This window comes from Pseudoalteromonas sp. bablab_jr010, assembly GCF_016464105.1.
GTDB lineage: Bacteria > Pseudomonadota > Gammaproteobacteria > Enterobacterales > Alteromonadaceae > Pseudoalteromonas > Pseudoalteromonas simplex.
Map to the genome: position 1 here is coordinate 184,414 of NZ_JACDWV010000148.1, position 14,071 is coordinate 198,484.

The 14,071-nt window shown below is 42.0% G+C and carries 11 protein-coding genes; 5 read left to right on the forward strand and 6 right to left on the reverse strand.

From position 1 onward, the window contains the following. Nucleotides 1–29: 29 nt before the first annotated feature. The 5 genes from rpsA to gyrA form a co-directional block, all read right to left on the reverse strand. On the reverse strand, nt 30–1,697 hold the full coding sequence (rpsA, locus tag JIG37_RS14310; protein ID WP_063528811.1) for a 30S ribosomal protein S1: 1,668 nt from the start codon (nt 1,695–1,697) through the stop codon (nt 30–32). Nucleotides 1,698–1,795: 98 nt separating this feature from the next. Beyond that, entirely contained in the window at nt 1,796–2,503 is a 708-nt protein-coding gene (gene cmk, locus JIG37_RS14315) for a (d)CMP kinase (protein ID WP_058585079.1), read from the reverse strand. 104 nt (nt 2,504–2,607) lie between these two features. Further along, nucleotides 2,608–3,888 carry a 3-phosphoshikimate 1-carboxyvinyltransferase gene (gene aroA, locus JIG37_RS14320; protein WP_199529664.1) on the reverse strand — a complete coding sequence of 427 codons (1,281 nt, stop codon included), beginning with the start codon at nt 3,886–3,888 and terminating at the stop codon, nt 2,608–2,610. Nucleotides 3,889–3,890: 2 nt separating this feature from the next. Then, entirely contained in the window at nt 3,891–4,979 is a 1,089-nt protein-coding gene (gene serC, locus JIG37_RS14325) for a 3-phosphoserine/phosphohydroxythreonine transaminase (protein ID WP_187489244.1), read from the reverse strand. 69 nt (nt 4,980–5,048) lie between these two features. Beyond that, on the reverse strand, nt 5,049–7,745 hold the full coding sequence (gene gyrA, locus JIG37_RS14330; protein ID WP_138600685.1) for a DNA topoisomerase (ATP-hydrolyzing) subunit A: 2,697 nt from the start codon (nt 7,743–7,745) through the stop codon (nt 5,049–5,051). A 176-nt stretch (nt 7,746–7,921) separates the two neighbouring features. Here gyrA and ubiG point away from each other — a divergent pair, with 176 nt between their 5' ends. From ubiG to yfaE, 5 genes are all read left to right on the forward strand, one after another. Continuing rightward, entirely contained in the window at nt 7,922–8,632 is a 711-nt protein-coding gene (gene ubiG / locus JIG37_RS14335) for a bifunctional 2-polyprenyl-6-hydroxyphenol methylase/3-demethylubiquinol 3-O-methyltransferase UbiG (protein WP_054551355.1), read from the forward strand. Next, nucleotides 8,632–9,306, forward strand: a complete 675-nt coding sequence (locus tag JIG37_RS14340) for an HAD-IA family hydrolase (RefSeq protein WP_199529665.1) — start codon at nt 8,632–8,634, stop codon at nt 9,304–9,306. Before ubiG ends, JIG37_RS14340 begins: the two co-directional genes overlap by 1 nt. Before the next feature lie 392 nt (nt 9,307–9,698). Further along, nucleotides 9,699–11,984 (forward strand): class 1a ribonucleoside-diphosphate reductase subunit alpha, encoded by a 2,286-nt coding sequence (gene nrdA, locus JIG37_RS14345; protein ID WP_054551357.1) that lies wholly within the window; start codon nt 9,699–9,701, stop codon nt 11,982–11,984. Nucleotides 11,985–12,054: 70 nt separating this feature from the next. Beyond that, on the forward strand, nt 12,055–13,185 hold the full coding sequence (gene nrdB / locus JIG37_RS14350; protein WP_054551358.1) for a class Ia ribonucleoside-diphosphate reductase subunit beta: 1,131 nt from the start codon (nt 12,055–12,057) through the stop codon (nt 13,183–13,185). Continuing rightward, nucleotides 13,185–13,457 carry a class I ribonucleotide reductase maintenance protein YfaE gene (yfaE, locus tag JIG37_RS14355; protein ID WP_175078369.1) on the forward strand — a complete coding sequence of 91 codons (273 nt, stop codon included), beginning with the start codon at nt 13,185–13,187 and terminating at the stop codon, nt 13,455–13,457. Before nrdB ends, yfaE begins: the two co-directional genes overlap by 1 nt. Here the strand turns inward: yfaE and JIG37_RS14360 are convergent. After that, complete coding sequence (locus JIG37_RS14360) at nt 13,454–13,981, reverse strand: YaeQ family protein (protein WP_199529666.1); 528 nt, start codon at nt 13,979–13,981, stop codon at nt 13,454–13,456. The two genes, yfaE and JIG37_RS14360, sit on opposite strands and share 4 nt — an antisense overlap. Nucleotides 13,982–14,071 lie beyond the last annotated feature (90 nt).

Below are 14,071 nucleotides of genomic sequence, written 5' to 3' on the forward strand. Positions count from 1 at the left end.
CTGCCCTTCCAATTTTAAAAGACTAGATATTAGTCTTTTTGAGCATTTTTGAATGCTGCAGCCATAGCGTTTTCGAACGCTGGCTCTTCTTTCTTAAGCTTCTCTAGTACTTCTTTCTCTTCTGCTTCGAAAAGAGCTTTAACAGATAAGCTTAAAGTGCGGTTCTTACGATCAACACCAACGTATTTCGCTTCGATTTCGTCGCCTACAGAAACTACAGTAGTAGCATCTTCAACACGCTCTTGAGCGATATCAGCTACACGGATGTAACCTTCAACGCCTTCGATTAGCTCAACAGTTGCGCCTTTCGCATCAACTTCAGTCACTTTACCTTTAACAATAGCACCTTTTTTGTTTGCGTCCAGGTAGTTATTGAATGGGTCAGCTTCGATTTGTTTAACACCTAGAGAGATACGCTCACGCTCTGGGTCAACTTGTAATACGATAGCAGTGATTTCGTCGCCTTTCTTGAATTCACGTACAGCTTCTTCGCCTGGCGTGTTCCAAGAAATGTCTGAAAGGTGAACAAGACCGTCAATACCGCCTTCAAGACCGATGAAGATACCGAAGTCAGTGATTGATTTGATCTTACCAGTAACTTGGTCGCCTTTGTTTTGTAGACGAGCAAATTCTTGCCATGGGTTAGCAATACATTGCTTAAGACCAAGAGAAATACGACGACGCTCTTCGTCGATTTCAAGAACCATAACTTCAACAGTGTCACCTAGTGAAACAACTTTTGAAGGGTGGATGTTCTTGTTAGTCCAATCCATTTCAGAAACGTGTACTAGACCTTCTACGCCTTCTTCGATTTCAACGAAACAACCGTAGTCAGTAAGGTTAGTTACACGACCAGAAAGTTTAGAACCTTCTGGGTAACGACCAGCGATAGCTGCCCATGGATCTTCGCCAAGCTGTTTAAGGCCTAGAGATACACGAGTCTTTTCTTTGTCGAATTTAAGAACTTTAACTGCGATTTCGTCGCCAACATTAACGATTTCTGAAGGGTGCTTAACACGCTTCCACGCCATGTCTGTGATGTGTAGTAGACCGTCAACACCACCAAGGTCAACGAACGCACCGTAGTCAGTAAGGTTCTTAACGATACCTTTAACTTCTTGACCTTCAACAAGGTTAGCAAGAAGTTCTTCACGCTCTTGTGAGTTCTCTGATTCGATAACTGCACGGCGAGAAACAACAACGTTGTTACGTTTTTGGTCAAGCTTGATTACTTTGAACTCAAGCTCTTTACCTTCAAGGTGAGTTGTGTCACGTACTGGACGAACATCAACAAGTGAACCAGGTAGGAAGGCACGGATTGAATCAACTTCAACAGTGAAACCGCCTTTAACTTTACCGTTGATAACACCAGTAACAGTCTCTTGCTCTTCACATGCTTTTTCTAAGCGGATCCACGCTTCGTGACGCTTCGCTTTCTCACGAGAAAGGATAGTTTCACCGAAACCGTCTTCGATTGCGTCTAAAGCAACATCTACTTCGTCGCCAACAGCAACTTCTAGTTCACCAGCAGCATTTTTGAATTGCTCAGCAGGGATTGCACTTTCAGATTTAAGACCAGCATCAACAAGTACGATGTTGTTCTCGATTGAGATAACAGTACCTTTAACGATAGAGCCTTGCTCTGCTTCAAAACCCTTAAGGCTTTCTTCAAATAACTGCGCAAAATTTTCTGACATTATACGTCTCTAAATAATTAAATAACCAATTAGCAACCATGCTGCATGGGGTTGTTAAAATAGCACTGGCTTCCTGCCGGCACCTTAATAAATTACTTTTAAGCTTTTGGAAGCTTTCCTGCAAGTACGGCTTCGTCGAGTAAAGTTACAACTTTATCAAACACTTGCATTGCATTAAGCTCGCTAGTATCGAGCTCAATGGCGTCTTCTGCAGGAACAAGCGGCGCAACTTCACGCGTCATATCACGGTGATCGCGAGCTTTTATGTCCTCAAGTAGACCACTTAGTGTAACATCAAGACCGCGTTCGTTCAACTCAGCAAAGCGACGACGAGCGCGCTCTTCAGCTGATGCGGTTAAATAAATCTTCAATGGTGCATCTGGGAACACAACTGTGCCCATGTCACGACCATCGGCAATTAAGCCGCTCTCAGTACGAAACGCACGTTGACGACGTAATAATGCTTCTCTCACCCGTGGTAATGCAGCAATTTTTGATGCCGCAGCACCCACTTCTTCGTTACGAATTGTGGTTGTGACGTCTTCGCCTTCCAAGACAATTTTAGAAGTATGCGTTTGGCTATCGACCAAAAACTGTACATCTAAGTTTGCAGCTAGCGGAACTAGCGCATCTTCATTATCTAGTTCAATTTGATGATGAAGCGCTGCAAGTGACAGCACACGGTAAATCGCTCCACTGTCTAATACATCCCAACCTAATTTCTCGGCTAACAAGCGACAAACAGTTCCTTTACCTGAACCACTTGGGCCATCGATGGTGATTACGGGCATTGATAACGCCTGCATTTATAACCTCCTGCAATGCACACCAAAATAAAACCGCGATATTATACGCCAGTTCTAGAAATAGATCCGCATTTAGAATGTAACTTTTTATATTTTCTTCTGTTTTATTGACTTGAGACAGACTCTAGTACTTTGAAAAACGTTGGAAAAGTTTTGTATGTACACTTAGGATCGTTAATGGTTATCGGCTTTCCGCCAACGGCAACCATTGCAAAACACATGGCAATACGATGATCGTTATAGGTATCAATCGCTACATCGTTAAAAGTGTCTGGTGGTGTAATTTCGATGAAATCTTCACCTTCAACCACTTCTGCACCAACTTTACGAAGCTCAGTCGCCATGGCATATAAGCGATCTGTTTCTTTTACACGCCAGTTATAGATATTACGAATTGCTGTTTTACCTTTAGCGAAAAGCGCAACAGTGGCGAGTGTCATTGCCGCATCAGGGATTGCATTGGCATCAATATCAACCGCTTTTAGCTCGCCTTTACGAACCACCAGCTTTTCATCGTACCAATCAATTTTAGCGCCTACTTGCTCCATAACTTTGGCAAAACCAATATCACCTTGAACAGATGCCGCACCTACCCCGTTAATTTCAATTTCGCCGCCTGCTATTGCAGCCGCCGCAACAAAATAAGAGGCGCTTGATGCATCACCTTCTACCATAATACGCTCAAGTGCTTGATACTGCTGACAGCCTTTAACGTAAAATGTTTCGTAATTGTCATGGCTTACAGTAACGCCAAAGCGCTTCATTACATCTAGAGTAATATCAATGTAAGGCTTTGATACCAGCGTGCCTTTAATGGTGATTTCTGTATCGCCATTAAATAATGGCGCTGCCATTAGTAACGCTGTTAAGAACTGGCTAGAAATGCTGCCATCAATTTCAACTTTACCACCGTTGATTTTGCCGCCTTTTATGGCCAGTGGTGGATAATCTTTATGCTTAAGGTATTCAACATCACCACCGAGTGCTTGTAGTGCATCTACCAAATGGCCGATTGGGCGCTCTTCCATACGAGGCTCCCCCACCAACTGGTACTCGCCTTCTACAGCAGCTAAAACCGCTGTTAGTGGACGATAAGCAGTACCGGCATTACCTAAAAATAAAGGCTCACTTGGGGTTTTAAATTTACCTGCAACACCCTCTACGGTAGCCACTGTTTTATCTTCGTTAAGCGATACATTTACACCTAGAAGATTTAACGCACCTAGCATGTGACGAATGTCATCACTATCTAGTAGGTTTTCAACAACCGTTGTGCCCTCAGCAAGAGCAGCTAGTAACAAAATACGGTTTGATAAACTTTTTGAGCCTGGCAGTGTCACACTACCATTTACCTTTGCAATCGGTTCAAGACGAAGCTGTTCCATAATTAGCTGTTCTCCTTGGCGAATTTTTCCATAAAATTAACCAAGGCTTGAACACCTTCAAGTGGCATCGCATTATAAATGCTTGCGCGCATACCACCGACAATACGGTGACCCTCAAGGGCTAATAAGCCTGCTTCTTTTGATTCACTAATAAATTTATCATTCAGTGATTCGTCGTTTAACCAAAACGGAACGTTCATGCGCGAACGGCAATGCTTAGCAACTTTGTTGCTGTAAAAACCTGAGCTATCAATGTAGCTGTAAAGAAGTTCTGCTTTTGCGATGTTTTGTTCTTCCATCGCTTTAACGCCGCCGTTTGCTTCAAGCCATTCAAATACTTCAGCAGCTAAGTACCACGCAAATGTCGGTGGTGTGTTATACATGCTGCCTTGTTTTGCTTCTAATGCGTAATCAAGAATACCTGGCTTTGCAAGACCTTCTCGCTCAAGAAGCGTTTTACGAACAATAACAATCGATAAACCAGACGGACCAATATTCTTTTGTGCACCAGCGTAAATAAGATCAAACTGATTTACGTCAAACTCGCGCGATAAAATAGTCGATGACATATCAGCCACAATCGGTGCTGATGGGTGTGATGGTACGTCAAAAATTTCAATGCCATCTACGGTTTCATTCGGACAATAGTGAATGTATGACGCATCAGCAGGTAATTCCCAGCTGCTTGCTGGTTTTATAGAGAACTGGCCATTTTGCTGCTCATCATCACGTACATTGATGCTTTCAACTGCAGTGAATTTTGCCGCTTCTGAAGTAGCCCCTTTAGACCACACACCGTTTTCACAGTACACGGCTGGCTTATCATCAAGGTGAAGATTCAGTGGCACAGCACTGAATTGACCACGGCCACCCCCGTGCATAAATAATACTTCAAACTCATCGCTAATATTCATTAATCGACGCAGGCTTGCTTCACATTTCGTGGTAAGCGCTAAAAAGTCGCTGCTGCGATGGCTAATTTCCATCACAGAGACACCTAAACCTTGCCAATCTATAAATTCTTTTTGTGCTTTTTGCATAACTGCCGGCGGTAGCATTGCCGGTCCTGCACAAAAATTATACTTAGTCATTACTTTGCCTCATTCCAGTAATTATAGTGCGGATAAAAAAAGCGGCCGAAGCCGCTTTTTAAATCAATGTTATTCTGAAGGTGGGTTATCACCCGTTTCTTCAGTATTGGTATCGACTACTTCAACGGCCTCGCCTTCGATGGCTTCTAGCTCATCAACTTCGATTTCTTCGATACGTTGTAAACCAACTACTTGCTCTTCGTCAATAGTTCGTATCAAAATAACGCCTTGAGTATTACGACCAACCGTAGAAACCTCGTTTACACGGGTACGTACTAAGGTACCGCGATTCGAGATAATCATGATTTCGTCGTTATCGTCAACTTGTACTGCACCAACCACAGCGCCATTACGCTCGCTTACTTTGATTGATACAACACCTTGTGTTGCACGGCTCTTCGATGGGTAGTCTTCAAGTGCTGTACGCTTACCGTAACCGTTTTCTGTCACAGTTAGGATTGCACCATCTGACTTAGGTACGATTAACGACACAACGCGTTGGTCGTCAGCCATCTTAATACCACGAACACCTGTTGCTGTACGACCCATTGGACGTACACCTTTGAAGCGGATTTCTGGGTTACCATTTTCGTCTAGAACTGGGTTACCGTTTTCATCAACAACTGCTGACTCTTCTGCTTCTTTAAAGCGAACAACTTTACCAGCATCAGTGAATAGCATGATTTCATTCGTGCCATCAGTGATATCAACACCAATTAGGCTATCGCCTTCATTTAGGTTAACTGCGATGATACCGCTCGCACGTTGACGGCTGTATGCTGTAAGTGGTGTTTTCTTAACTGTACCAAATGCAGTTGCCATGAAGATGTATTTATCTTCTTCGTACTCACGTACTGGTAAGATAGCAGTAATACGCTCATCTGCTTCAAGTGGTAATAAGTTAACTATTGGCTTACCACGCGCTGCACGGCTTGCTAATGGTAACTGATATACTTTCAACCAGTATAAGCGACCCGCTGTTGAGAAGCACAGGATTGTATCGTGCGTGTTAGCAACTAATAGACGTTCGATGAAGTCTTCATCTTTCATCTTCGTTGCTGACTTACCTTTACCACCACGACGCTGTGCTTCGTAATCTGATAGTGGTTGATACTTAACGTAACCTTCGTGAGAAAGCGTTACAACAACGTCTTCTTCATTGATTAGGTCTTCAAGGCTAATATCGTGAGCAGCTGCACTGATTTCAGTACGACGTTCGTCACCATATTGCTCTTTAATTTCTACTAGCTCATCGCGGATAACTTCCATTAAACGCTCTGGGCTTGAAAGAATGTGTAAAAGCTCAGCAATTAGATCAAGAAGTGTTTGATACTCGTCTAAGATCTTCTCGTGCTCAAGACCCGTTAATTTGTGTAAACGTAAGTCTAGAATTGCTTGTGCTTGTTGCTCAGATAAATAGTACTGACCGTCACGGATACCTAAATCAGCCGCTAACCAATCAGGACGTGCTACGTTATCTTCACCTGCTTTTTCAAGCATTGCTTTAACAGTGCCTAATTCCCAAGAACGCGCTGTTAGTGCCGCTTTTGCTTCTGCTGGTGTTGGTGACTTACGAATAAGCTCGATAATTGGGTCGATATTCGCAAGTGCAATCGCTAAGCCTTCAAGCGTGTGAGCACGGTCACGGGCTTTACGTAAATCAAATACAGTACGACGTGTAACAACTTCACGACGGTGTACAATAAACGCTTCAAGCATTTCTTTTAAGTTGAAACACTTAGGTTGGTTGTTATCAAGTGCAACCATGTTCATACCAAACACAGTTTGTAACTGAGTTTGTGCATATAGGTTGTTTAAGATTACTTCACCAACATCACCACGTTTGATTTCGATAACGATACGCATACCGTCTTTATCTGATTCGTCACGTAGTGCGCTAATACCTTCGATCTTCTTGTCTTTAACAAGCTCTGCGATCTTTTCGATAAGGCGTGCTTTGTTAACTTGATAAGGGATTTCGTGAACGATGATTGTTTCACGACCGGTTTTTTCGTCAACTTCGATTTCAGCGCGAGCACGGATATATACTTTACCACGACCGGTTAAGTACGCTTGCTCAATGCCTTTTTTACCATTGATAATCGCCGCAGTCGGGAAATCTGGACCTGGGATATATTCAATAAGGTCAGCAATTGACATATCAGGGTTTTGAATAAGCGCTAAACAACCATTGATAACTTCTGTTAAGTTATGAGGTGGAATGTTCGTCGCCATACCAACCGCGATACCCGAAGAACCATTTACTAATAAGTTAGGTACTTTTGTAGGTAATACGTCAGGAATTTGCTCAGTACCGTCGTAGTTCGGTACGTAATCAACCGTTTCTTTTTCTAAATCAGCTAATAATTCATGTGACATTTTCGCCATACGGACTTCCGTATAACGCATTGCTGCCGCAGAGTCACCGTCAACAGAACCAAAGTTACCTTGGCCGTCAACAAGCATATAGCGTAATGAGAAAGGCTGCGCCATACGAACGATGGTGTCATATACCGCGCTGTCGCCATGTGGGTGGTACTTACCGATTACATCACCAACAACACGTGCTGATTTCTTGTAAGGTTTATTCCAATCATTATTGAGTTCGTTCATTGCGAATAAAACGCGGCGGTGAACTGGCTTTAAGCCGTCGCGTACGTCTGGCAATGCACGTCCTACGATTACACTCATCGCGTAATCAAGGTAGGAATTTTTTAATTCATCTTCAATATTGACTGGCAGAATTTCATTGGCGAGATCAGTCATTTGATTTCACATTCCTTCAGTATTGACTCATTAAGAGGCAAACCGCCGTCTTAAGAGCTTTAGTTATTATTTCCAGACCATGCTATCACAATTTATTTAGATTTACAGGCGCTAAATCTTTGCGATTTATTAATTTCCCCCTATATAATGGCCTCAGATTAACGAGGAAGTTTTTTATGACCGAGCATCAAAATGTAGATAATGCAGAAATTGCAAAGTTTGAAGCCATCGCAGAACGTTGGTGGGACCGCGACGGAGAATTCAAACCCCTTCATGAAATAAATCCTCTACGTTTGGATTTTGTCGCTGATAAAGTAGGCGGCTTATTTGATAAGGAAACCTTAGATGTTGGCTGTGGTGGCGGCATCTTAAGTGAAAGTATGGCGCGTATGGGCGCTAAAGTAACCGGTATCGATATGGGCCAAGAGCCACTTACCGTTGCTAAGTTACATAGTTTAGAAACAGGCGTACCTGTTGATTATATAAAAGTACCTGCAGAGCAATTCGCTGCTGAGCACCCTGCTCGCTTTGATGTAGTGACTTGTATGGAAATGCTTGAGCATGTTCCAGACCCTGCTTCTATTATTCGTGCTGTAGCAGACCTTGCTAAACCGGGCGCTGATGTGTTCTTTTCAACATTAAATAAAACACCAAAAGCCTACTTGTTTGCTATTGTCGGTGCTGAAAAGCTTTTAAAAATGGTGCCTGAAGGTACGCATGACCATAAAAAGTTTATCAAACCTGCGCAGCTTATTGCATGGGCAGAAGAAGCAGGATTAAAAGTACGCGCCAGTACCGGTCTTCACTATAACCCGTTTTCTAAGCAGTACAGCTTAAATGATGATGTAAGTGTTAATTACATCCTGCACTTTGAGAAACTAGCCTAATGAGTGGTGTGCAAACACCCTCTATCGATTTTGATGCGTTTATCTTTGATTTAGATGGCACACTACTCGATACCGCGGATGACTTAGGTGGTGCATTAAACCGCGTGTTAGCAGACGCCAATGTGGCGCCTGTTGCTGAGCATGTTTATCGCCCTGCTGCGTCTAACGGTGCAAAAGCATTATTAGAAGTAGGGTTTGGGGATAAATGGCCCGAACTTGAACAACTCGCCTTGCGCCAGCAGCTTCTTGACTATTACGCCGAAGATATTGCTGTGCACAGTAAATGCTTCAACGGCATCGAACAGCTTTTAATTGCACTTGAGCAAAACAATATTAAGTGGGGCATTATGACTAATAAGCCCGGCTTTTTAACTGAGCCCTTAGTGCAGGCTATTCCCTCCTTGCGTGATGCGAAGGCAGTTGTGAGTGGCGATACATTAGCTGTGTCAAAACCATCACCGGATCCACTATTACACACTGCTGAGATCTTAGATGTTGATCCGAGCCGTTGTTTATACATCGGTGATGCTGAACGTGATATTCAAGCTGCAAAAGCGGCCAATATGTACAGCGCAACAGCGTTATGGGGTTATATACCCAGTATAGACGCTGCACTTGGCTGGCAAGCGGATTTCAATTGGCAAACGCCGATTGATGGTTTAAACCATATATAGTGTTATTTGATAATTGAAACACCATATATTGTGATTTGATTTACTTTTGAGCATTCATTGATGATAAAAAAATCAGTCAAAATTTATTTTTCAAAACGGTAAATTTTCTGGATCTTTTGTTGATTTCTACAAATTTCGTCGTCTATGAATGTTCAAAGGTTAATGGTTACTAACACAATGCGCTTATCCAATAGTTATCCACAAATTGGGGCAATTCTATCCCTTGCAAAACAACTCAGACCACACTATCTTGTGATCTGCAATTTAAACAACACCAGATATTGTGGCTAAATGTTATTCAATTAGTTTATCTTGGTGTTGAATAATAATAATTACATTAAAGAATACCTTTGTCTTACAACTAAAATTTCCCAAGGAATACAGGCAAAACTATGAACCAACAGCTATCTGTAAGCAAACGTGACGGCCGTAAAGAGTCACTTGATCTAGATAAGATCCATCGCGTGATCGCTTGGGCCGCAGAAGGTCTAGAGAATGTGTCTGTCTCACAAGTTGAATTAAAATCACACATTCAATTTTATGACGGCATTCGTACCGATGACATTCATGAAACAATCATCAAAGCTGCAGCTGATCAGATCTCTAAAGATACGCCTGATTACCAATACCTCGCTGCTCGCTTAGCTGTATTCCATTTACGTAAAAAAGCATATGGTCAATTTGAGCCGCCGCGCTTATACGATCACATCACCAAATTAGTTGAAGACAAGCGTTATGATCAACACCTACTTGTTGATTATACCGAGCAAGAAATTGACGAGTTAGATGCTTACATCGATCACAACCGTGACTTAAACTTCAGCTACGCTGCTGTAAAGCAACTTGAAGGTAAGTATTTAGTTCAAAACCGTGTTACTGGTGAAATCTACGAAAGTGCACAGTTTTTATATATCTTAGTGGCTGCAAGCTTATTCTCTGATTATCCAAAAGAGACACGCCTTGATTACATCAAGCGTTTTTATGATGCAGTATCTACATTCAAAATTTCATTACCGACACCTATCATGGCAGGTGTACGTACCCCTACACGTCAGTTCAGCTCATGTGTACTTATTGAATGTGGTGATAGCCTAGATTCTATTAATGCAACATCGTCTGCGATTGTTAAATATGTTTCGCAACGTGCAGGTATTGGTATTAATGCCGGTCGCATCCGTGCCCTTGGTAGCCCTATTCGTAACGGCGAAGCGTACCATACAGGTTGTATTCCGTTTTATAAGCACTTCCAAACAGCAGTTAAGAGCTGTTCACAAGGTGGTGTTCGTGGCGGCGCAGCAACGCTGTTCTACCCACTTTGGCACTTAGAAGTTGAAAACCTACTTGTTCTTAAGAACAACCGTGGTGTTGATGATAACCGTGTACGTCACCTTGACTACGGTGTGCAGTTCAACAAATTAATGTATAGCCGTTTAATCAAAGACGATTACATCACATTATTTAGCCCATCAGATGTACCGGGTCTATACGATGCGTTCTTTGAAGATCAAGCAAAGTTTGATGAGCTATACATCAAATACGAGCAAGACGAGTCAATTCGTAAAAAACGTATTAAGGCGATTGAGTTATTCTCAATGTTTGCACAAGAGCGTGCCAGCACAGGTCGTATCTACTTACAAAACGTTGACCACTGTAATACGCACAGCCCATTCATCTCGACTGTGGCACCAATTCGTCAATCTAACTTATGTTTAGAAATTGCATTACCAACTAAGCCACTTAGCAATGTAATGGATGAAGAAGGTGAAATTGCACTTTGTACGCTGTCGGCGTTTAACTTAGGTGCAATTGAGTCACTTGACGAATTAGAAGAGCTTGCTGAACTTGCAGTACGTGCTCTTGATAACTTACTTGATTTCCAAGACTACCCTGTTCCTGCGGCGAAAAACGCGACTATGGGTCGTCGTACGCTAGGTATTGGTGTTATTAACTACGCGTACTACTTAGCGAAAAATGGTAAGCGTTACTCAGATGGCAGCGCAAATGCCCTAACTCACAAGACATTTGAAGCAATTCAATATTACCTAATGAAAGCATCAAATGAGTTAGCGAAAGAACGTGGTGCGTGTCCTAAATTTAACGAGACAACGTATTCTCAAGGCATTATGCCGACAGATACTTACAAACGTGACCTAGATCAGTTCTGTGATGAGCCTCTTCACTTAGATTGGGATTCACTACGCGAAAGCATTAAAGAGCACGGTATGCGTAACTCAACGCTATCTGCCCTTATGCCTTCAGAGACATCATCGCAAATCTCTAACGCGACAAATGGTATCGAGCCACCACGTGGTCATATCAGCGTTAAAGCAAGTAAAGATGGTATCTTAAAGCAAGTAGTGCCAGATTATGAAAATCTGAAAGATAACTACGAGCTACTGTGGGATATTCCTTCAAACGATGGTTACCTACAGCTGGTTGGTATTATGCAAAAATTCGTTGACCAAACGATCTCTGCAAACACTAACTATGATCCATCTAAGTACGAAGGCGGTAAAGTACCTATGAAGGTGCTATTAAAAGACCTACTGACTGCGTATAAACTTGGTGTTAAAACCCTGTACTATCACAACACACGTGATGGTGCATCAGACTCTCAAGATGAGTTAACACCAGAGGTAGAAGATGACGGTTGTGCAGGCGGCGCTTGTAAAATCTAATTAAATTAATAACATAACAAAAGCGGGCTCATTAGCCCGCTTTGTCCTGACTGTTTTTTGAGAAATCACTATGTCATATACAACTTTTAGCCGAAATCATAATAACCAATTACAAGAACCGATGTTTTTCGGCCAAACGGTAAACGTGTCACGTTACGACCAACAAAAGTACCCTATCTTCGAAAAGCTAATCGAAAAGCAACTTTCGTTCTTTTGGCGTCCTGAAGAAGTTGATGTAAGTAAAGACCGTCTTGACTTCCAAGCGTTACCAGAACACGAAAAGCACATCTTTTTAAGTAACTTAAAATATCAAACGCTTCTTGATAGTGTACAAGGCCGTTCACCTAACGTTGCGTTATTACCAATTGTGTCTATTCCTGAGTTAGAAACTTGGATTGAAACATGGGCGTTTAGTGAAACCATTCACAGCCGTTCATACACGCACATTATTCGTAACGTTACGCAATCTCCTGAACTTATCTTTGATGATATCGTAAGCAACGAAAAAATCAGTGAGCGTGCTGATGCGGTAACTAAGTACTACGATGATTTAATTAACATGATTTCTGTTTACAACCTATATGGTGAAGGTAAACATGTGATCAACGGTGAAGAAGTTAAAGTCAGCTTGTTTGACCTTAAAAAGCAACTTTACCTTGCAATGATGTCGGTTAACATCTTAGAAGCGATTCGTTTCTATGTAAGTTTTGCTTGTTCATTTGCTTTCGCTGAGCGTGAATTAATGGAAGGTAACGCAAAAATCATCAAGCTAATCGCCCGTGATGAAGCGCTACACTTATCTGGCACACAGCACATCTTGAACATTATGCAAGAAGGTAAAGACGACCCAGAAATGGCAATCGTTGCAGCACAATGTCGTGAAGAAGCAATTCAGATGTTTGTTGAAGCAGCAGAACAAGAAAAAGATTGGGCAGAATACCTGTTCAAAGATGGTTCTATGATTGGTCTTAACAAAGATATCTTATGCCAATACGTTGAATACATCACTAATGCACGTATGACTGCGGTAGGCCTACCTGCACAGTTCGAAAGTAAGAGTAACCCTATTCCGTGGATCAACTCTTGGTTAGTATCTGACAACGTTCAAGTTGCTCCACAAGAAGCTGAAATCAGCTCTTACCTTGTTGGTCAAATTGACTCTCAAGTTGATGCATCTGACTTTGGTGACTTCGACCTGTAATGAGCTCAAACACCACTGCAGAGGTTATCCTTGCAGGAACAGACAGCCAGAATCTTGAATTTGATTCTGGCTGTTCATCTCTCCTTGAATGCCTAGAACAAAACAAAATAGATGTCCCCTACCAATGCCGTGAAGGTTATTGTGGCGCATGCCGTGCAAAATTAGTCGAAGGTGATGTGAGCTACAATCAAGAGCCACTTGCTTTTGTTAGAGATGGCGAAGTGTTACTGTGTTGTAGTAAACCCAATGGGAAAGTAAAAATTGAGCTTTAATGCCAAATAAGCTCACTGGTTTGGTAGAAATTTTCTTTATCTGACACACTTACCATTTGCTGATCTATCGTAACATCCCACTGTAAGTTTTTAGTTAGATGACTCGCTAATTCCTCAATGAAGCTGTCATCAAACGCAATTAAATGGCCATTATTGATCAGATCCAACTGGTGCTCATTTTCTTTAAGCCAGTCGTTGTTTAAGGTTGTCACGACCCACAGTTCATCAACCCGCTTCGCGATTTTATTAAGCTGCACAATATCCGGTTGGTCAACAGCAAGCCATGTTTGATAGTGGTCATCAAGCGCTTTTATTGACACATCCGGTTCAGCATGACTGAACCTTGCATTCAATATGGCTGTTTCGTTGTGTGAAAATAAGCAATAACTTAAAAGCTTGAGTACAAAGTGTTGATAGCTTTCACGACGGTCACAAGCAGTGGTAAACACCTCTTTGTGATTACGATGCTCTCTTAAATCAGCAATAGTAAAATTTGCTTTGAATACCCTATTTTTATCAGACATAAGATTCAGCCATCTCAGTGTAACAGTCTAAGTATAGTGTATGGTGATAAAATCGCGACTTAGGGTTAAGGTATAGGTAAAGTTATAGTA

What these genes read in the sequence shown, in the direction of transcription:
- rpsA (WP_063528811.1), bottom strand. Translation starts at nt 1,697, where the DNA reads ATGTCAGAAAATTTTGCGCAGTTATTTGAAGAAAGCCTTAAGGGTTTT.
- cmk (WP_058585079.1), bottom strand. Translation starts at nt 2,503, where the DNA reads ATGCAGGCGTTATCAATGCCCGTAATCACCATCGATGGCCCAAGTGGT.
- aroA (WP_199529664.1), bottom strand. Translation starts at nt 3,888, where the DNA reads ATGGAACAGCTTCGTCTTGAACCGATTGCAAAGGTAAATGGTAGTGTG.
- serC (WP_187489244.1), bottom strand. Translation starts at nt 4,979, where the DNA reads ATGACTAAGTATAATTTTTGTGCAGGACCGGCAATGCTACCGCCGGCA.
- gyrA (WP_138600685.1), bottom strand. Translation starts at nt 7,745, where the DNA reads ATGACTGATCTCGCCAATGAAATTCTGCCAGTCAATATTGAAGATGAA.
- ubiG (WP_054551355.1), top strand. Translation starts at nt 7,922, where the DNA reads ATGACCGAGCATCAAAATGTAGATAATGCAGAAATTGCAAAGTTTGAA.
- JIG37_RS14340 (WP_199529665.1), top strand. Translation starts at nt 8,632, where the DNA reads ATGAGTGGTGTGCAAACACCCTCTATCGATTTTGATGCGTTTATCTTT.
- nrdA (WP_054551357.1), top strand. Translation starts at nt 9,699, where the DNA reads ATGAACCAACAGCTATCTGTAAGCAAACGTGACGGCCGTAAAGAGTCA.
- nrdB (WP_054551358.1), top strand. Translation starts at nt 12,055, where the DNA reads ATGTCATATACAACTTTTAGCCGAAATCATAATAACCAATTACAAGAA.
- yfaE (WP_175078369.1), top strand. Translation starts at nt 13,185, where the DNA reads ATGAGCTCAAACACCACTGCAGAGGTTATCCTTGCAGGAACAGACAGC.
- JIG37_RS14360 (WP_199529666.1), bottom strand. Translation starts at nt 13,981, where the DNA reads ATGTCTGATAAAAATAGGGTATTCAAAGCAAATTTTACTATTGCTGAT.